Genomic DNA, 17,966 nt, shown 5'->3' with positions numbered 1-17,966 from the left:
TCAGGCCTCCACAATATCGAACATGCCCATCCAACCCAGTTCGGTGAACTCCGACTGGTGACCGTGGAACATGTACATGCCGGCTTCGTGGTCGGCGTAGTTGAACTCAAGAATGCCCCGCTGCGCCTGGCACTGCATGATGAGATCGACGGTGCGCAGGGTCGGGGTCAGGGTCGTGCCGGTGTCGAAGTAGTTGAAGAAATTGGCGTGCAGGTGAAAGGAATTGATGGGATCGAATTCGGTCGCGTTGACGAGATAAATGCGCACTGGTCGCGACTTCTCGATGCGGATGGGCTTCTGCGAATAGGCGTTGGCTATCGTGTTGACGGCGTAGAACTCGTTCTCGTTGTCGAAGTTGGTGTCGAAGGCGTTCATGACCATCACCAGTTCCTGCCAGCGGGCATTTTCCGGCGTGCCGAGCAGGCGGGACCGCGCGACATCGGCATATTCGGGATGGAGGTCCGGATCGGGGTCGATCACGAAGGCACCGTACATGCCTTTGTGCATGTGCCGTTTCAGCGGGAATGCGTGGCAGTGGTAGAGGTGGCAGCCGAATGGCTTGGCATCGAATTCGTATACGAACTCCTCGCCCGGGTTGATCAATCCAGACCCGGGAACACCGTCCATGCGCCAGGAATGGATGCCGTGAAAATGCATGGAGTGCGGATGGGAGCCATAGTTGCGGAAAACGATCCGCAGCCGTTCTCCCTCCTTGGCCCGGAGAGCGGGACCAGGAACACGACCGTTGAAGGTCCAGGCTGGAAACACCACGCCCGGCGCGATTTCGATCTCCTTGTCGATGGCCTCTACCTCGAAAGTGCGCAGGGTGCGCCCGTCATCCATCGTGGACACCGTGCCGACATCCCATTCGGTCAGCATGGCCGTTGGGTCAAAGCCGTTTTGTTGGTGATCGACGGTCCCCACCGTTGTCATTTGCCCGTGTCCGCCTTCATGGGCTCCGGGCGCGGCGTAGGGATCGGCTGGAAGCTCTTCCGGGTCTGACATGCTGGCCATGTCGTGGCCCTGCATGGACTGGCCAGCGGCCGATGTTGCAAGCACTGCCGTGCTGCCCGCGACTGCCAGGCCGCCAAGAAGGAGACTGCGGCGCCTCATCAGATCCACGGAATTGTCCAAAGCAAGTCGTCCTCTAATGCGAATGGTTCGCAACAACAGGACACAAGCATGACGTTTTTGCAAGTAGGAATGATTTGCATCTTAGTGATCTGGCCGAGCTTGATGCGAGAGCCGGGCCAGAACGCGGATCCTACGCGGCATTTTCCGCCTTGCTCCTCAAGTGGCTAGAGGTCGTAGACTCGATCCATGAACTGAAAGGATGCGCATGGTGGAAAACGACAGCAGAACCTGGTCGTGGATGTTCTCGGCCTGGCTGGTGGCCTTGGTAGCAACCATGGGCGCCGTCTTTATTGGCGAGATCATGGGTCAGACGCCATGCGTTCTCTGCTGGTATCAGCGTATTGCGATGTTCCCGCTTGTTGTCACCCTGGGCGTTGGAGCCCTCGCTGGTGATCGCAATTCGGTGCTGTATTCCGTGCCCCTGGCCGTTGCGGGCGCAGGGTTTGCCACCTTACATGTGCTGCTCTTCTACGGAATCGTACCTGAAGCCATTCAACCATGCAGCGCCGGCCCCTCATGCTCGGACGAAGCGATGATGTTCTTCGGGCTGGTGCCGCTGCCCGTGCTGTCGCTGGTGGCATTTTCGGCCATCGTCGTTTTTCTCGTTCCTGTTCTCCGGAGCCGTCGCCTATGAATCGCCGTGTTACTGTCCTCGCCACCTTGGCAGTCGCCATCCTCGTCTTTGCGGTCGGTGCGATCGCTTATTCGCGATTTGCCACACCCGAGCCCCCGCCCGCGCCGGTCAGCGAACCGAGCAACCTGGTGCGCTTCAACTCGCCAGTGGTCGGGCCCCAGAATGCAACGGTGACGATCGTGGAATTTTTCGACCCTTCGTGCGAAGCCTGCCGGGCTTTCTATCCCATCGTGAAGCAGATCATGGCCCGCTATCCCGAACAGGTGCGGTTGGTCCTGCGCTACGCGCCATTGCACGAAGGGTCTGATCAGGCCGTGCGCATTCTGGAAGCGGCACGCAAACAAGATCGGCTTATCCCTGTGCTTGAAGCCATGCTGGCCGGTCAGCCGAACTGGGCGGCACACGGCGCGCCGAACCTCGATATTGCCTGGCAAATCGCGGGGGCCGCCGGACTTGATCTTGATCGCGCCCGCGCCGATGCCGAGGGTGAGGATGTAACGGCTGTCCTAGCGCAGGAAATCGCCGACCTCGAAGCACTTGGCGTCTCACAGACACCGACATTCTACGTCAACGGTCGAGAACTGCTCGATTTCGGGCCGCAGCAATTGGCCGACCTGGTCGCCGAAGAAGTGGAAAAAGCCAACTAGCCTTTCGTGCGTTCTGCCGAGGAAGCCAATCAGCAGGAGATGTCCAATGGCCCATTCCCATGGCGGCAGCGCTGATCGATCGCCCGACCGTGGACGGCGACTTCTCATAGCGCTGGCCCTCAATCTGGGTATCACGGTTGCCGAGGTCGTAGGCGGGGTGGTGTCCGGATCTCTCGCGCTCATTGCTGATGCCGCGCACAACTTCTCCGACGCGGCTTCAGTGCTGGTCTCCTATATTGCCTGGCGCATCTCTCGCCGCGCCGCCAACGAAAAGCGAACGTTCGGCTATGCGCGAGCCGAGACCGTTGGCGCCCTGATCAATCTCACGACGCTCATCATCATCGGGCTTTATCTGCTTTATGAAGCGGGAGCCCGATTGCTTGAGCCCACAGAAGTCGTCCCGACAGCGGTGATCATCGTTGGCGTCATTGCTTTTGTCGAAGACGTCGCCGCAGCATGGGTGCTGCGAAAGGATCTGGGTAGCCTCAACGTCCGCAGCACCTTCCTTCACATGATCGCCGATGCCCTGGCCACAGTCGCGGTCATCATCAGCGGCGTGTCCATCATGGTTTGGGGGCCAGACGTCTACTGGATCGATCCGGCGGTGACCGCTGCCATCGCCATTTATGTGCTGATCCACGGGTCTCGCGAAATCCGTGAGGCCATCACGGTGCTGATGGATAGTGCGCCCAAGGGTTTCGAGCACGACCGTGTGGTCGCAAAGCTTCGCGGTCTGGAGGGGGTCATTGATGTGCACCACTTGCATGTCTGGCAGATCAGCGAGGGCAAAACCGCCCTTCAGGTTCACCTGGCGTTGGACGATATGGGCTTTGCCGAGGCGACCGAACTCAAGGAGCGGCTCAAACGCGAATTGCATGACGAGTTCGAGATCGAACACGCTACCATCGAGATGGAGTTGGCTGCCAAGGTCGATCACGATGCCGAGATCGTCGCCCGGGAAGAGTAAAAGCCTGACGCCGGGTCACCCTTACGTAACGGCCATTGTCTATGGTTGCCGAAAGCTTTTTGGACAACCAGCATGCTCGGCAACACTCTACGCGCCCTTTGCCTCGTCACGATGACCTTCTTCCTGGCCGCGTGCAGCCAGTTCGTTGGCGACAATCGTCACAATGTTCCACTCGGCAGGCCTGTGTTGGACAGGCTGGCCGAGATCGGCTCATCGCCGTCCGAGCCCATGGTCATCCGCGTTTACAAACAGAGCTCTGAACTCGAGGTCTGGAAGCGGACGCATACCGGGGACTATGCCTTGTTCAAGACTTACCCGATCTGCAAATGGTCCGGGGATCTGGGGCCAAAGATCCGCGAGGGCGATCTACAGTCGCCCGAGGGGTTCTACGACGTTACCCCCGCGCTGATGAATCCGAAGTCATCTTACTGGCTGTCCTTCAACGTCGGCTTTCCCAACAAGTTCGACCAGGCATGGGGGCGTACGGGCACCTATCTAATGATCCATGGCGATTGCCTGTCGGTCGGGTGCTATGCCATGACGGACGAGGGGATCAAGGAAATCTACGCGCTTGCTCGCGAGACCTTCCGCGGTGGCAATTCCTCGTTTCAGCTCCAGCTTCTGCCGTTCCGCATGACTGAGGCGAACCTCTCCCAGCATGCTGACAGTCCGCACGCACCTTTCTGGCGCGACTTAAAGGTGGGTACCGACCTGTTCGATGCGACCCGGCGCCCGCCAGGGTGGGACGTTTGTGAGCGTCGCTACGTCTTCAACCCCAACGGATCATCACCTGGTCCTTTGGATCCAAATGGCGTCTGTCCAGCAGGGGTTTACTCCACGATAGCAGCGCTTTGAGTGATCAGTGCTGATAGTCGTGGTGATCGGGCAGTTCTGCATCATCCCCTAGAACAACTGCCTCTATGGTCGCGGTCGTGCCGCCGGTCGTGGCAATTGTCACGGGGATGGTCTGAGCGGGCTGGAACGTCGCAGGCACCGCCACCCGCAATCCCTTTTCGGTCATGTAGAGTTCGGCATGAAATGGGATCGAGATCGAGTCCCGAGAACCATCGGGCGAAATGATCCTTCCCGCCATGCCGGCGACGCCTATGCCAGTCAGGTCGATGGCCGTGTCACTTGTATTGTTGACGACAAGGAAAAGCTCGGAGCCGCTCTCAGCGGCCCGAAGCCAGGCGCCTTCGACATAAACGCCTTCGGTGATCGTCACGGGCATTGCCGGGGTTGCCGCGGCAGGCACTGCCCCAATGAATATCGCCGCCAGGAGGAGGTGTTGCTTCATCATTCCAATATGCCTTGGGGATGACGTCGCGTCGATGGTGCGGTTGGTCGCAAGCCTGCGGAACGCCTCGACATCAGTTTGCTTGCTGGTGGTGCTTGCACTTGTCGTGATCGGCAAGAATCTCGATGACGCGGCAGGTCTCGACGCGTCCATGACTGCAGCCCTCGACCATCCGCTTCAATTCTGCCTGCAGCGCAGTCAGGCTTGCAATCTTGCGAGCGACTTCGGCGAGGCGCGCCTTGGCGATTGCATCCGCGTCGGCACAGGATTGGTCAGGCCGATCCTGAAGGGCAAGCAAGGTCTGGATCTGATCAATGTCGAAGCCCAGCTCACGCGAGTGCCGAATAAAACTCAGGCGCTCGATGTCCTTGTGATCATAGGTGCGGCGGCCGCCTTCGGTTCGCGGTGGTGCGGGCAACAATCCGATCTGTTCGTAGTAGCGGATCGTGGGGATTTTTACGCCGCTACCCTCTGAAACCTTGCCGATCGCGATGCCGTGACTCATTTTCGCTTGCTCCTATAGCCACTGGAGGATGTACGCCACAACCAAGGATTGCAAGGAGTCGGCAGTATGGACACAGGAACAAATTCGACACGCTTTCGTGTTGAAGGCATGGATTGCGCAGCCTGTGCTTCCAAAGTCGATACGGCAGCACGCCGGATCGCCGGCGTCGAGGACGTGTCCGTTTCCGTGATGAACGGCACAATGACTGTCAGGCATGCTCCGGGTGCCGACCTCGAGGAAATCTGTACCAAAGTTGGAAATCTCGGGTACCCCACCGCGCCGATCTCGGTCGCCGCCCCCAAGGCACCAGAAGCCGTAGCAGGCGTGCATATGCATGGGGATCATGACCACGACGACGATGGACCATGGTGGCGCACGCGTAAGGCCAGGCTGACGCTTGCATGCGGTGGGGCTTTGGTCGCCGCTTATCTTGTCGGACGCTTTCTTCCCGAAGTCGGCCACTGGGCGTTCCTTGTTGCCCTGCTCGTCGGGCTGGTTCCGATCGCCAGACGGGCGGTCGCCGGCGCCATGGGTGGCTCGCCATTTTCCATCGAGACCTTGATGTCGATCGCCGCTATCGGCGCCGTCATCATTGGCGCTACGGAAGAGGCAGCGACTGTCGTGCTATTGTTCCTCGTGGGCGAATTGCTGGAGGGGGTTGCGGCAAGCCGGGCGCGCGCCAGTATAAAAGGACTGGCTGATCTGGTGCCCAAGACGGCCTTGCTGGTCGACGGCGACGACGTCAGGGAAGTGCCAGCGGCGGGGCTCGAGCTCAAACAGGTCGTGCTCGTTCGTCCGGGGGACCGCATCCCGGCAGACGGTGAGATCGTCGAGGGAACCAGCGCAATCGATGAGGCGCCGGTCACCGGCGAGAGCGTGCCCAAAACCAAGGGTCCGGGTGACATCGTTTTTGCAGGCACCATCAACACCGACACCGCCCTGCGCATCAAGGTCACGGCCAAAGCATCCGACAACACCATTTCGCGGGTAATTGCCCTGGTCGAGGAAGCGCAGGAGAGCAAGGCGCCTACGGAACGGTTCATCGACCGCTTCTCCAAATATTACACTCCAGGCGTCCTTCTTGTCGGCGCGCTAGTGGCGATCCTGCCCCCTCTGGTGCTTGGTCAGGCTTGGGGCGAGTGGATATACAAGGGGCTGGCGATCCTTCTGATCGGTTGCCCCTGTGCCCTGGTGATCTCGACGCCAGCTGCGATCGCGGCGGCCCTTTCAGCGGGTGCCCGTCGCGGCTTGTTGCTCAAGGGCGGTGCCGTGCTCGAGCAGTTGCGCACCATCACCTTGGTGGCAATGGACAAGACCGGAACCCTGACCGAGGGCAAACCGAAAGTAACCGACATTGTTGGCGTGGGTCGCAGCGAGAGCCAGGTGCTGTCACTGGCGGCAGCCCTTGAGACTGGTTCAAGCCACCCCTTGGCCCTGGCCATCCTCGCTCGAGCAAAGGCAGACAAAGCGCCGATTCCCCCTGCATTTGATATCACGGCGGTCCCGGGCAAGGGCATCACAGGCAGCGTTGGAGGCGAGACCGCATTCCTTGCCTCGCCCAAGGCCGCTTCGGAACGCGTATCGGTGCCAGACGAACTGCGAACCCGCATCGAAGCCTTCAATGACGAAGGCAAGACCGTTTCAGTGCTTGTCGCCAACGACCAGATTGCGGGCATCTTCGCCATCCGCGACGAGCCGCGTCCCGATGCCAAGGCAGGATTGGCCGCGCTTCGGGAGGCGGGCATCGACACCGTGATGTTGACGGGGGACAACTTACGAACGGCCACGGCCATCGGCGCCACCCTCGGCATGGACGTTCGCGCTGGTCTGTTGCCCGAGGACAAGCAGCGGATTGTCCGGGAGCTGCAGGGTCAGGGCAAGGTTGTCGCCAAGATCGGCGACGGCATCAATGATGCGCCGGCGCTGGCCGCTGCCGACATCGGAATTGCCATGGGCGGGGGCACGGACGTGGCGCTCGAGACAGCCGACGCTGCCATTCTTCATGGCCGAGTGACCGACATTGCCGACATGATAGGCCTCTCCAAGGCCACGATGGCCAATATCGGGCAGAACATCACGCTCGCACTCGGCTTGAAGGCTGTATTCCTTGTCACCACGATCATCGGCATCACTGGGCTCTGGCCCGCGATCCTCGCGGACACGGGGGCGACGGTGCTGGTCACCGCAAACGCCATGCGGCTCCTGGCCTGGAAGGGACGTCCGAACGCATGAGGCGACGGGACGCATTCAAGATCGAGGCAGTTCATGCAGACTAAGGGTCCATTGCCGCTGCGCGTCTTCCAATGGACGCTGTGGCTTCTCATGCTCGGCCTGATTGTTTACGCCTTCGCGCCGGGTATCATCGATCGACTGGCCGGGAACCACGACGCGCGCATTGCGGCGCCCTCCGCTTCGGTCACCCAGGAGGCTCCCGAATGAAAAAACTTCTCCTCGTTATCGCAACTCTTGTGGTCATGCCGGCGGCCATTGCGCACGATTTCGATGCCGGCTCGATCTATATCGATCATCCAATGGTCGAGGAGGCGCCCCCAGGTGCGCGTGTCCTTGGCGGCTATGTATCGCTGCACAACCAGGGCGCCGAGGACGACCGCCTGGTCGCGATCGAGAGCACTGCCGCCGAAAAGGTCGAAATGCACAGGTCGGTCGTGACCGATGGCATCGCAAGGATGACGCCTCTTACCGAAGGCATCGAACTGCCCGCTGGTGAAATGGTCTGGCTCGGCTCGGACGGCACCCATGCCATGTTCATCGGGCCCGACAAGCGCTACGTCGCCGGTGACGAAATTCCGGCCACCCTCGTCTTCGAAAAGGCGGGACGGATCGACGTGACGTTCAAGGTGGAGGAGCGCGCGACGACCAGAGCCCCGGGCCATGGGGATCACGCGCAGTGAAATCGCTTCGGGTACTTCGCATCGTTCTCTGGGCGCTCGTCCTGGTCGTCGGAGCCGGGGCGGCATATCTTTTTCTCTCAGCGCGCAATGCGCCTGTCGATGCAGGCCCGGCGGTGTACGCGACACCTTTCACCCTGATCGATCAGGATGGAAATGAGGTCACCGAGGCCGATTTTCTCGGCAAGCCTTCGGCATGGTTCTATGGCTTTACCCATTGCCCTGACGTGTGCCCCACGACCCTTTCGGAGATGTCCGCCTTGCTCGAAGCGCTGGGTCCCGATGCCGATCGGCTGCAGGCGGTCTTCGTCAGCATCGACCCGGAGCGTGACGACGTTGCCACGATGAAGGATTATGTCGAGTATTTCGATGACCGCATCGTCGGCGACCGCATCGTCGGCCTGACCGGCTCCCTTGAGAACGTCTCGGCCATGGCCAAGGCACGCTACATCTTCTTTGAGAAAGTGCCGCTTGAGGGCGGAGACTACACGATGGAACACAGTGCCAGCGTTCACCTGGCCGATGCCGGAGGCAGCTTCTTCGGAACGCTCGATGGCGAGGAGCCCTTTGACACGCGTCTACAGAAGCTTCGGCGCCTGATCGAATGAGAAAGCTGGACGTCGTCGTTGTCGGCGGTGGTCAGGCGGGCCTCGCCGCAGGGCGCCTCCTGGTGGAAGCCGGCACCAGACTTGCCGTTCTGGACGCGCAGAAAACGACCGGAGACTCCTGGCGGCGCCGGTACCAGGGCCTGACGCTGTTCACCCCACGCGAATACAGCGCCCTGAGCGGCATGGCGATACCCGGCGACCCGGGGGGCTATCCAGACAAGGACGAGTTCGCCGACTACCTTGAGGCCTACGCCCGACAGTTTCGCATACCGGTCCGATCCGGCTGCACCACAACCTCGGTAGAGCGGGATGTCTCCGGTGCCTTCCGGGTCACGGGCGAGGGTTTTGATCCGATCATCGCCGATGCGGTGGTGATCGCCGCTGGCGGATTTCGGAACCCGATAAAACCTTCATGGGCAGCCACGTGCACCATTCCCCAGTTCGCCGTCGACGAGCTTGGCGACTTCGAACGACTTCCCAGCGGTCCGCTGCTCGTCGTCGGCGATGGTGCGAGTGGCCGAGATGTTGCGGCCCTCAATGTCCCGCACCGTCCTGTCCTGATCTCGACCGGGCGATCAAGAAAATTGCTGCCAGAACGGATTTTGGGACGAAGCCTTTGGTGGTGGTTGGATGTCACCGGCCTCGTCCGGGCCCCGACCGGTTCCTTCCTGGGCAAGCGCATGCGGGCCGTAGATCCCTTTCCGAACAGGCAGCGCGACCTGGACGATTTGACCTCCGCTGGGATTGAGATACGGCCCCGCGCCATCGGCGCGGAAGGCCGCATTGTCCGGTTCGCGGATGGCTCGACGCTGGAGCCTGCGGCTATCATTTGGGCGATCGGATACAAACCTGATTGGTCCTTTATCCAGGTGGATGGCGCGTTGGATGAACGGGGTGGAATCCTCCACCATCAGGGCGTTTCGCCGGTGGAGGGGCTCTATTTTGCTGGCTTGCCATGGCAACGCAACCGCGCATCGGGTCTTGTCATGGGCGCGAGCGAGGATGCGGCCCTGGTCGTGGACCATTTACTGAGGCGGGCATTGTCCACTGACACAGTTTAGTCTTCAAACCCTCGTAAGCGCATTGTTGCCGAATTCGACGGTAGGCTAACGTGCAAGCTCTTTGCCGCTCCGGTTCACATTGGATATGACACCAACACTTCGTCGCAGCCTCATTCCCGTCCTGATCGGAATCTTGGCCATGGTGCTGTCGGTGCACCCGGCGACGGCACTCGATCATCCTGATGCTGCGGGCCTCGGAGAAATCCAACAGGGCATCTCGGAGGACCATGAACTGCAGCATACGCTTCACGCCAGGGGCTGTTGCATTGTTGCATGCGGAATGGTGGCGCCGGTGGCGATGGTTGTTGATGATTCCAACCGGGGCCCAATGTTCGCACCGGCAGCGGACGAGGATCTGCCAGTCAGCCTTCGACGATCCAAGCACTTCCGTCCTCCACGTTTCACCTGACCCGCGACCGCAACTCGACCGATCCAAGCCGGTATCCCCGGGGTGCGTCGGTAAACGAACGCCAATCAGGATGAGAACGATGAAAAGACGAGATTTCCTCCGGCTATTGCCCATGGGCGCCGCAGCCGCCACCTTCCCGACGATGCAGCCAGCACAGGCGCAGTCCCTCTGGGATATGATGAACCGGAACCGCTCGCTGAGCGATGCAGAGCAGGAGGCCAACAGCGCCGCCGCCATTCAGGCTATCGACACTGTCGAACCGATTCTGAGCTACGACACCGCCAACAACCTGCAGATGGCGATCGCCCAATACGAACCTTTCGTGGCCAGCGGCGGCTGGGAGCAGGTGCCGCAGGCGACATACGGCGTCACCATTGGCGTAGCACGAGATGGTGTGATCCAGCTCAAGCGACGCCTTCTGTCGTCAGCCGACATGGCCATGGTCGAGCGAGTGGACGACGTGATGGATGCTCCGACCGATGCCGCCTTGCGTCGGTTCCAGGCTCGCCATGGTCTTCAAGTCAGCGGGCAAGTGGACGAGGCAACCTGGTATGCCCTCAATGTGCCGGCGGAAACGCGCCTGCATCAGCTTCGGCTGAACCTTCTGCGTGTACAGAATATGGCGTCCGAGCTCGCTGACCGTTACGTGGTGGTCAATATCCCTGCTGCATTCATTGAAGTGGTGGAAGGCGGTATGGTCCAGCGGCGGCATACCGCGGTCGTCGGTCGAATTGACCGGCAGACCCCCATCCTTAAGAGCCGCATCCACCAGATCAACTTCAACCCGTACTGGAACGTGCCGGTTTCCATCATCCGCCGCGACCTGATCAAGTACATGAACGAAAATCCGAATTACCTGACGGAGCAGAAGATTCGGATTTTCGACGGCAGTGGCAACGAGCTGCAGCCCAGCCAGATCAATTGGCAGACCGAGGAGGCGGTGAATTACAGCTTCCGTCAGGATCCGGGTCCGCTGAACTCGATGGGCAACGTGAAGATCAACTTCCACAACCCCCACGCCGTCTATCTCCACGACACGCCGACCAAAGGCCTGTTCGGTGACAACGCCCGCTTTTATTCCTCCGGCTGCGTGCGTGTCGACCAGGTGCAGGACTTTGTCGCCTGGGTACTGCGCGACAACGGCGACTGGGGCCCTACGGAGATCCAAACCGTGTTCACGACCGGAGAGCGCAAGGACGTGGACGTGAGCAATCCACCCGAAATCCACACCACCTATATTTCCGCCTGGGCGAACCGCAATGGAGTGGTCAGCTTCCGTGACGATGTCTATGAGTTCGACATGGCCGGCAAAGTGACCTTCGAGGCATGACCCGGGCGGAGAAGCTCACCTTCGCCATCACTGGAATGGGCTGCGTCGACTGCGTTGCGGCGATCGAGAACGCAGTGATGCCCATGGCTGGGGTGGAATACGTGGGCGTATCGCTCTCCTCGCGGACCATGACGGTGCGTCCCGGGCCGGGATTTGACCTGGCGGCCATTGCCAGCCGGGTTCGCTTGCTCGGCTACGGCGTCAACGAGGAGGGGAGTTATGACGCTGCACCAAGGTCGGACTGCCCATGCAAGGTCAATTCGAGGCGACCCGCAGGCAGCAGCCGTTGAGAGCTTGGGTGGCGTAATCGGCTCCCCGACTGCGGGGCACCGGCCATGCTCGGTCGGGGATCTTCGGGTCATAGTCATCGAGAATTCCGATCCGCCGGCCTCGGCCCGCCTGGTGGCGAATGTGGAGACGTTCACGGGCGAGGAGGACAACGAACGGTATGGGCTGCTGGCGCGCCGGGCGCCGTGGCGTTTTGTCGATCACTCGGCGGTTGCGAGGTCCTTGAAGACGACACAGTCTCGCCCGGGTCCGCCGCAGCAGACGCTGTCGCATTGGGCCACGAAGCGTTGCAGGCTGTGTTCCAACGCCTTCAATTCAGCAAGCCTGGCCTGCACCTCGCCAAGGTGCACTCTGGCGATATCCCCCACCTCGCGACAATCCTTGTCGGCGCTGATCGATAGACCGGCCAGTAAGCGCACTTGCTCTATGCCGAAGCCGAAGTCGCGGCACCGCCTGATGAAGATGAGGCGATCGAGGTCATTGGCGCCGTAGACGCGCTGGCCGCTCTCTCTGCGATCGGCAGCAGGAAGCAGGCCGATCTCCTCATAGTATCGGATCGTTGGCGTGGTAACGCCGGCTGCCTTCGCCAGCTTTCCGATCGTCAGCATGCAATCCTCGCTTTTGCTCTTGCCCTTCAAGTTACTTGAAGGAATATGGTGCTGTCCATCTCATCGAAAGGAGATCGACAATGAACACCGTCAACACAACGGACGCATGCTGCTCATCCTGCGCAACCGCGAGCAACGACGCTGCCCTGGCCATTGCCTGCACCCTGGATGCCCACGACTTCAAGGAGAGGGCGGCGTCCATTCGGGACCTCGCCTCGCGTCACCTATTGTCCAGCAATCGTCAGCCCCTGGCTCTGCGCCTGACCTATGCCGCCGAGGCGCTCGGCGAGGTTGAGGCATTGGTGGCGAAAGAGTCGGACTGCTGCGCCTTCCTGGATTTCGACATCCGTGCCGGGGAGCAGATCGAGTTGATTATCACAGCTCCTGAGAATGCTGCGCTGGCCGCCGACGAATTCTTCGCCCATTTCGCACCCGAGCTGGCAAAGGTGGCGGTATGAACCCGAACGCCAGGAAGGGCATTGTCGCCACCGCCGGCGTTGCGGCTGCCTGCGCCGCCTGCTGCGCCGTCCCGATCGTTGCAGCCGGTGGCGTAGCCGTCGTGGCCGGACCGGTCGGCATTGTCGCCGTGCTGCTCGCTGGTGCCGCAGGCCTGTGGGCCTGGCTACGCGGACGTGCTAGGCGTCAACGAAGCTGAACCGGAGGAGCCGCCATGCCCATTTACGCGACCACCGCATTGATCTACGCCGCCGCCGCGCTGGCCGAGATAGTGGGCTGCTTCGCCTTCTGGGCATGGCTTAGGCAGGGACAGTCGTCGATCTGGTTAGCTGCTGGCGTCCCGGCCCTGATCGCCTTTGCATGGTTGTTGACACTGGCGCCGGCAGAGCATGCCGGTCGGGCCTATGCGGCTTACGGCGGAGTATACATCGTGGCATCGCTGCTGTGGTTGTTGCTGGCGGAGGGTCATGCCCCGGATCGTTGGGATCTGATCGGGGGTGCACTGGCGCTGGTCGCTGCGGCGATCATCCTATTTGCGCCGCGGAGTTGAGGCAGCTCCGACGATAAGAGAACTCTGATTGTGGCGACTGATGAAATGGGGGGCGGCGACGCGCGACCGGGGTGCCCCGATAAAGAAGCTCGATAAAGGTATTGGAGATCGGGACGCAGAAGCGGTACCCACGCCTAACCAGAAATTTCGAGCACCGTTTTAGATCGGCGTCTCTCTGGCAGGAGTGTCCGAAAGTGGCACCACGGTCACCACAACCAGACAGACCGCAAACGGCCCCATTTCAGCCATTACGCTACACGCTAAAAAGTACTACGGCTCGCCACACCAGCTTGTGCGCTCGCAGCACGCTTGTAGCCCCGAAAAGTAACAGCTATTGTCACAGCTGGCCGTCATAGCGACGAGTCCAGGTTGTCCTTTTTTCTAGGCGGGACAATGGCTTGTATGGAAAACAGGTGAGAATCCCTCTCTCTCCGCCACAAATATAAGCCCTTGGTATTACTGGATTTCATGCTTCTGAGGCACGCGGTTGTACTCCTGAAAGTACGCCCTGATGTGCGCCCACTACCTTGCCCGAAAGGGCTCCTCATGGACCTTCCAGATCCGGCTTCCCGCAGACCTGAGCAAAGATTCGACTCTTTCAATAATCCGTATTCCAATCGGTGCCATGTCCGCGATTCAGGCCAGAAAGCACGCGCTGCTCATGGCCGGAGCTGCGCAAATCGCTTTTGCGAGGGTACGAAGTATGGATGATGCATCGAGAGATGGAGTGGAGGCGGTCCAGCTTAGCGAACGCATGATCCGTTCGTTGGTCCCAGTCTTTATGGGCCTCGATGCCCTGGCCGAATGCGGTGACGACGCCCCGGCGCAGCCGGTCGTTGATCACGCGTTCGAGGTCCTCGCCCAGATTGGGTACGACCAGTCCGCCGGCAGCGGATTGTTCGCCAGCACAGCAGTCAGGCCCGAGATTCCGTATCTGGCTGCTCTTAAGAGCCCGCCCATTGCCAAGGCGTATGCCGGGGCCGCGAGTCTCGAAGGGCTGGGCGACACTTCCCAGATGCTTTCGAGCATTCAGTCGCTGGCATCGCGGGTCGACGCTGACAGCCAGGTGACTGCGATGGGGGAGCTCTTCAGTGTGGTCGCCAATGGCCGGATCGCGGACATCAAAGAGAACAAAGGGCCCGATCATGAACTGGTCGGAAATTACGAGAAGGTGCGCGACGAGTTCATAGCCCTTTGCGGGGACCGCCGGGTTGGCGAGTACCGTCGAAAGGACCTCCAGCGCTATGTGGACCAGATCTCATGGCTGCCGCCTGAAGCCTCAAGCCAAAAGGGCTTTTCCTATTGCGACGTCGCCCGGTACATTGAAGCCAACAAGGCCGTTGGTGGTCGCGGGTTGGCGGCCAACACCATCCGCCAGGGCAGGGTCAGCTATATCAAGGCGATCATTGCCCTCGGCTGCGACGACGCTGACATTCGCAATCGTGTCGCGTCGGCTCGTCTGAACATCCCGGACCGTGCGCCCTTGCCGGTTGCTCGTATCGCCCCGGATGGCAAAGGTTTTGAGACGGTTTGGCGCGCTGGTATCGCCACCGGCATTCTGAGCGATGCCCTATTGCCAGCACTGGGGTATCTGACCGGCCGCCGAATTGGTCTACTGGCGACACTGCGCCGCGAGGACCTGGTGCAGTTGCACGGGGTTTGGGCATTCTTGATCCGCTCTCACCACTATCGGGAGGGGCGCTGGGAACCGGTGCCGTTCAAGACTGACGCATCGCGGGAAATCATCATCGTCCCGCAGGTCATGGTGGATGCCGGTTTCGTGGAGTGGGTCCGAGGCGAACCCGGACCGCTGTTCCCGGCCCTGATGGCGTGCAGGGATCCTGCCGATGCCGCCCAGAAGCGCATCAATCGCTTGATCAAGGACTACACCGGGTCTGCCGACCTTTCCTGGGTGTTTCATGCCCTGCGACACGGCAAGATCGACAGTGATCGTGACAACCAGGTCGATACGCGCCTGATCATGAAGCAGGTTGGGCACGAGATCAGCGACGTCCACAATGGGTATGGTCGCCTGACACCCAAACAGATGAAGGCCATCGCCGCAGCAGCGCCGCCGGTGGATGTCGACTGGAGCCTGCTCGGCACCATTGATTTCGAAGCGTTTTCCAAGGCGAGGCCATGGCGGCGTCGACCTAAGAAGTAAGTTGAGCGCCTGACAGGTCGCGATAGCAGACGGACGGCTTTTCGAGATAGAGGCCAAGATAAGCAGACACAACTTAGCAGCGGTATTTTGAACCGACGGTCATTGCCTCAGATTGCGATCTAATCTGTAGACCCTAGTGAACTTGCAGCGAGGCGGAGGACATGACACTGGATGGTGTCACAGAAACTTGGGAACAGATACGCCTTCGGTGCTTTGGCATTTTCGAGAATTTTGACGATGATGGAAAAAACATTCCCAGCGTCCCAAGCACGCAGGACCGTGCCTATGATCGATATCTTCGCTGGCCCTGGCGGCTTGAGCGAAGGTTTTAGCCGTTATGCGGATTGGTTCAACGATGAGGAAATACAGTTCCGCAGCGTCCTCAGCATTGAGAAGGATGAGACTGCGATTCGCACGCTGACCTTGCGCGCGTTCTATCGTCAGTTCGTTGGAGAGCTTCCTCCCGAGTACTGGGCGGTCGTCAAAGGCCAAGCGAGCGTGTCGATTCTGGAGGGCTTCCCCGAGTGGAAGGCCGCGCAGCGCCATGTCTGGCAGGCAGAGCTCGGAGTGGTGTCGAATGACGAGCTTCATACCCGGATCGAGCTTCGTCTGAAGGGCGCCGATGAATGGCTCCTCATCGGCGGCCCGCCCTGCCAAGCTTATTCCCTAATGGGACGAGCCCGCATGACGGGCATCGGCTTCGAGGGCCGGAGTGACGCCGAGGCAGCGGAGGAGACCCGAAGACAGCGTCTGGAATCCTTTCACAAGGACGTCAGGCACGTTCTCTATCGGGAGTATCTGCGGATCATCGCCGTTCACCAGCCAACTGCTTTCGTCATGGAGAACGTCCGAGGAATACTCTCTGCCAAGCTGCCCGGCGCTGACGGCTCGATGCATCCGGTGTTCGATCGAATTCGATCGGACCTGCAGGATCCCTGGGCTTCGCTGGCTGATGACGAGGACCTCGATCAGCTAAGATCGCTGGCTCGGCCGGGAAGCCCCCGCTATCGCCTGCACGCTCTTTCTGTGGAAGAGACCGGCCTTTGGCAGAACGAGCCGTCCAATGCTGATTTCCTTTTGAAGTCGGAGGATTTTGGGGTTCCGCAACGTCGCCACCGGGTGATCGTAGTTGGCATCCGTGAGGATCATTCAGGCAGCCCTGCCCCCTTGAAGCGGGCAAGGTCGAGCACCGTTCGTGATGCAATCGGGCAGATGCCAATTATTCGCAGCGGTCTTTCGGCTGGCAAGGACAGCGATGTAGAATGGTCCGCAAGACGGGCCTGCGCGGCTCTGCCGCTGCTGGAAGCCCCAATCGCTGATGGGGTCCGCAATGCGGTGCAGACTGCGCTGGCTGATCAGGAAACGCCTCTTGATCGCGGCGGACCCTTCGTCAGCTGGATCCCCGCCAACAGGAAGAATTCGGTGCTTGACGCATGGCTCTCCAGTCCGGAGCTGAAAGGGATCATCCAGCACGAGAGTCGCACCCACATGGATAGCGACCTGGCAAGATACCTCTATGCAGCAGCCAGCGCTCAGGTCACCGGCCGCACTCCTAGACTGCATCAATGGCCGAAGGAATTGCTGCCCAAGCACCGGAACGTTGCTGTGGGCAAGGCAGGAGAGATTGATGTCTCCGGTTTCCTTGATCGGTTCAAAGTGCAGATCTGGGACGAACCGTCCTCGACCGTTACCTCTCACATCGCAAAGGACGGCCATTACTTCATTCATCCGGACCCCTCGCAGAACAGGAGCCTGACGGTTCGCGAAGCGGCGCGGCTCCAGACCTTTCCCGACGACTATTTCTTCTGCGGAAACCGCACCCAGCAGTATCACCAGGTGGGCAATGCCGTCCCGCCTTTGCTCGCGGTCCAGCTGGCGCGATCGGTCTCCGATATTTTCCGCGCCGGTGTCACCTTGAGTATGCCGGTTAAGGAGGTCGCCGTTGGCTGATGTGCATTCTCCAGCGCAGCGAAGCTTCAACATGTCGCGCATCCGGGGCAAGGACACTGTCCCGGAACTCAGGCTGAGATCGCTGCTGCACCGCGCCGGGCACAGATTCCGGCTGCACCGCAAGGACCTGCCCGGCCGCCCCGACATCGTGCTGCCGGGCGCGAAGGTCGCAGTATACGTGCATGGCTGCTACTGGCACCGGCATGAAGGGTGTCGCCTTTCGACCATGCCCTCGTCCAGTGTCGATTTCTGGCGAGCGAAGTTCGAGCGAACGGTCGAGCGCGATCAGGAGAATATTCAGGCTCTTAAGGTCGCCGGCTGGACGCCCGTCGTCATCTGGGAATGCGAGCTTCGTGCCGATCCGCAGGCAACGCTTCATCGAATACAGAAAGCGATTGGCTCATCGAAGACACGCTGACATGCCGAGGATTGCAAAGCACTGACTGATA

At 60.5% G+C, this 17,966-nt stretch carries 21 protein-coding genes; 17 read left to right on the top strand and 4 right to left on the bottom strand.

What is annotated here, in order from left to right:
* On the bottom strand, window positions 1–1,113 hold the full coding sequence (locus K1X15_RS18670) for a multicopper oxidase domain-containing protein (RefSeq protein ID WP_104895006.1): 1,113 nt from the start codon (window positions 1,111–1,113) through the stop codon (window positions 1–3).
* A 226-nt stretch (window positions 1,114–1,339) separates the two neighbouring features.
* Between K1X15_RS18670 and K1X15_RS18665 the strand changes: the two genes are divergently transcribed.
* The 4 genes from K1X15_RS18665 to K1X15_RS18650 all read left to right on the top strand — a co-directional run bounded on the left by K1X15_RS18665 (window position 1,340) and on the right by K1X15_RS18650 (window position 4,237).
* Window positions 1,340–1,768: a disulfide bond formation protein B gene (locus K1X15_RS18665; RefSeq protein WP_104895007.1), complete on the top strand. Its 429-nt coding sequence runs from the start codon at window positions 1,340–1,342 to the stop codon at window positions 1,766–1,768.
* Entirely contained in the window at window positions 1,765–2,415 is a 651-nt protein-coding gene (locus K1X15_RS18660) for a DsbA family protein (protein WP_104894110.1), read from the top strand. Before K1X15_RS18665 ends, K1X15_RS18660 begins: the two co-directional genes overlap by 4 nt.
* A gap of 46 nt (window positions 2,416–2,461) precedes the next feature.
* Window positions 2,462–3,382: a cation diffusion facilitator family transporter gene (locus tag K1X15_RS18655; protein ID WP_104894111.1), complete on the top strand. Its 921-nt coding sequence runs from the start codon at window positions 2,462–2,464 to the stop codon at window positions 3,380–3,382.
* Window positions 3,383–3,454: 72 nt separating this feature from the next.
* Window positions 3,455–4,237 (top strand): L,D-transpeptidase family protein, encoded by a 783-nt coding sequence (locus K1X15_RS18650; RefSeq protein ID WP_240549563.1) that lies wholly within the window; start codon window positions 3,455–3,457, stop codon window positions 4,235–4,237.
* A gap of 4 nt (window positions 4,238–4,241) precedes the next feature.
* On the opposite strand, the gene K1X15_RS18645 is transcribed toward K1X15_RS18650, so the two are convergent.
* Window positions 4,242–4,796, bottom strand: coding sequence for a hypothetical protein (locus tag K1X15_RS18645; RefSeq protein ID WP_220305060.1), 555 nt, complete (start codon window positions 4,794–4,796; stop codon window positions 4,242–4,244).
* Window positions 4,753–5,184 carry a MerR family transcriptional regulator gene (locus tag K1X15_RS18640; RefSeq protein ID WP_104894113.1) on the bottom strand — a complete coding sequence of 144 codons (432 nt, stop codon included), beginning with the start codon at window positions 5,182–5,184 and terminating at the stop codon, window positions 4,753–4,755. The genes K1X15_RS18645 and K1X15_RS18640 overlap by 44 nt, the downstream gene beginning before the upstream one ends.
* A 66-nt stretch (window positions 5,185–5,250) precedes the next feature.
* Here K1X15_RS18640 and K1X15_RS18635 point away from each other — a divergent pair, with 66 nt between their 5' ends.
* The 7 genes from K1X15_RS18635 (at window position 5,251) to K1X15_RS18605 (ending at window position 11,791) form a co-directional block, all read left to right on the top strand.
* On the top strand, window positions 5,251–7,416 hold the full coding sequence (locus K1X15_RS18635) for a heavy metal translocating P-type ATPase (RefSeq protein ID WP_104894114.1): 2,166 nt from the start codon (window positions 5,251–5,253) through the stop codon (window positions 7,414–7,416).
* A 33-nt stretch (window positions 7,417–7,449) separates the two neighbouring features.
* A complete protein-coding gene (locus tag K1X15_RS18630) occupies window positions 7,450–7,623 on the top strand; it encodes a hypothetical protein (protein ID WP_157955922.1) in 174 nt (57 codons plus the stop codon).
* On the top strand, window positions 7,620–8,096 hold the full coding sequence (locus K1X15_RS18625) for a copper chaperone PCu(A)C (protein ID WP_220305059.1): 477 nt from the start codon (window positions 7,620–7,622) through the stop codon (window positions 8,094–8,096). The genes K1X15_RS18630 and K1X15_RS18625 overlap by 4 nt, the downstream gene beginning before the upstream one ends.
* Entirely contained in the window at window positions 8,093–8,701 is a 609-nt protein-coding gene (locus tag K1X15_RS18620; RefSeq protein ID WP_220305058.1) for an SCO family protein, read from the top strand. Before K1X15_RS18625 ends, K1X15_RS18620 begins: the two co-directional genes overlap by 4 nt.
* Window positions 8,698–9,762 (top strand): flavin-containing monooxygenase, encoded by a 1,065-nt coding sequence (locus K1X15_RS18615; protein ID WP_104894117.1) that lies wholly within the window; start codon window positions 8,698–8,700, stop codon window positions 9,760–9,762. The genes K1X15_RS18620 and K1X15_RS18615 overlap by 4 nt, the downstream gene beginning before the upstream one ends.
* A gap of 488 nt (window positions 9,763–10,250) precedes the next feature.
* A complete protein-coding gene (locus tag K1X15_RS18610; RefSeq protein ID WP_158672419.1) occupies window positions 10,251–11,501 on the top strand; it encodes a L,D-transpeptidase family protein in 1,251 nt (416 codons plus the stop codon).
* The gene (locus tag K1X15_RS18605) at window positions 11,498–11,791 is read left to right on the top strand and encodes a heavy-metal-associated domain-containing protein (RefSeq protein WP_104894119.1); all 294 of its coding nucleotides are present in this window, start codon (window positions 11,498–11,500) and stop codon (window positions 11,789–11,791) included. The genes K1X15_RS18610 and K1X15_RS18605 overlap by 4 nt, the downstream gene beginning before the upstream one ends.
* Window positions 11,792–11,989: 198 nt before the next feature.
* Here the strand turns inward: K1X15_RS18605 and K1X15_RS18600 are convergent, their stop codons facing one another.
* A complete protein-coding gene (locus K1X15_RS18600) occupies window positions 11,990–12,397 on the bottom strand; it encodes a MerR family transcriptional regulator (RefSeq protein WP_104895009.1) in 408 nt (135 codons plus the stop codon).
* Between the two features lie 80 nt (window positions 12,398–12,477).
* Between K1X15_RS18600 and K1X15_RS18595 the strand changes: the two genes are divergently transcribed.
* The 6 genes from K1X15_RS18595 (at window position 12,478) to K1X15_RS18570 (ending at window position 17,935) form a co-directional block, all read left to right on the top strand.
* On the top strand, window positions 12,478–12,855 hold the full coding sequence (locus K1X15_RS18595; protein ID WP_157955924.1) for a hypothetical protein: 378 nt from the start codon (window positions 12,478–12,480) through the stop codon (window positions 12,853–12,855).
* Window positions 12,852–13,052: a hypothetical protein gene (locus K1X15_RS18590; protein WP_157955925.1), complete on the top strand. Its 201-nt coding sequence runs from the start codon at window positions 12,852–12,854 to the stop codon at window positions 13,050–13,052. Before K1X15_RS18595 ends, K1X15_RS18590 begins: the two co-directional genes overlap by 4 nt.
* A 15-nt stretch (window positions 13,053–13,067) precedes the next feature.
* On the top strand, window positions 13,068–13,403 hold the full coding sequence (locus K1X15_RS18585; RefSeq protein WP_220305057.1) for a YnfA family protein: 336 nt from the start codon (window positions 13,068–13,070) through the stop codon (window positions 13,401–13,403).
* Between the two features lie 703 nt (window positions 13,404–14,106).
* A complete protein-coding gene (locus tag K1X15_RS18580) occupies window positions 14,107–15,567 on the top strand; it encodes a site-specific integrase (RefSeq protein WP_220305056.1) in 1,461 nt (486 codons plus the stop codon).
* A gap of 285 nt (window positions 15,568–15,852) precedes the next feature.
* On the top strand, window positions 15,853–17,517 hold the full coding sequence (locus K1X15_RS18575; RefSeq protein WP_220305055.1) for a DNA cytosine methyltransferase: 1,665 nt from the start codon (window positions 15,853–15,855) through the stop codon (window positions 17,515–17,517).
* A gap of 1 nt (window position 17,518) precedes the next feature.
* Window positions 17,519–17,935 (top strand): very short patch repair endonuclease, encoded by a 417-nt coding sequence (locus K1X15_RS18570; RefSeq protein WP_240549778.1) that lies wholly within the window; start codon window positions 17,519–17,521, stop codon window positions 17,933–17,935.
* The last annotated feature ends 31 nt before the right edge of the window (window positions 17,936–17,966 follow it).

This window comes from Devosia salina, from assembly GCF_019504385.1.
GTDB classification, from domain to species: domain Bacteria; phylum Pseudomonadota; class Alphaproteobacteria; order Rhizobiales; family Devosiaceae; genus Devosia; species Devosia salina.
The sequence above is the reverse complement of the archived record's forward strand: the minus strand, read 5'-3'. Positions and strand labels throughout refer to the sequence as shown.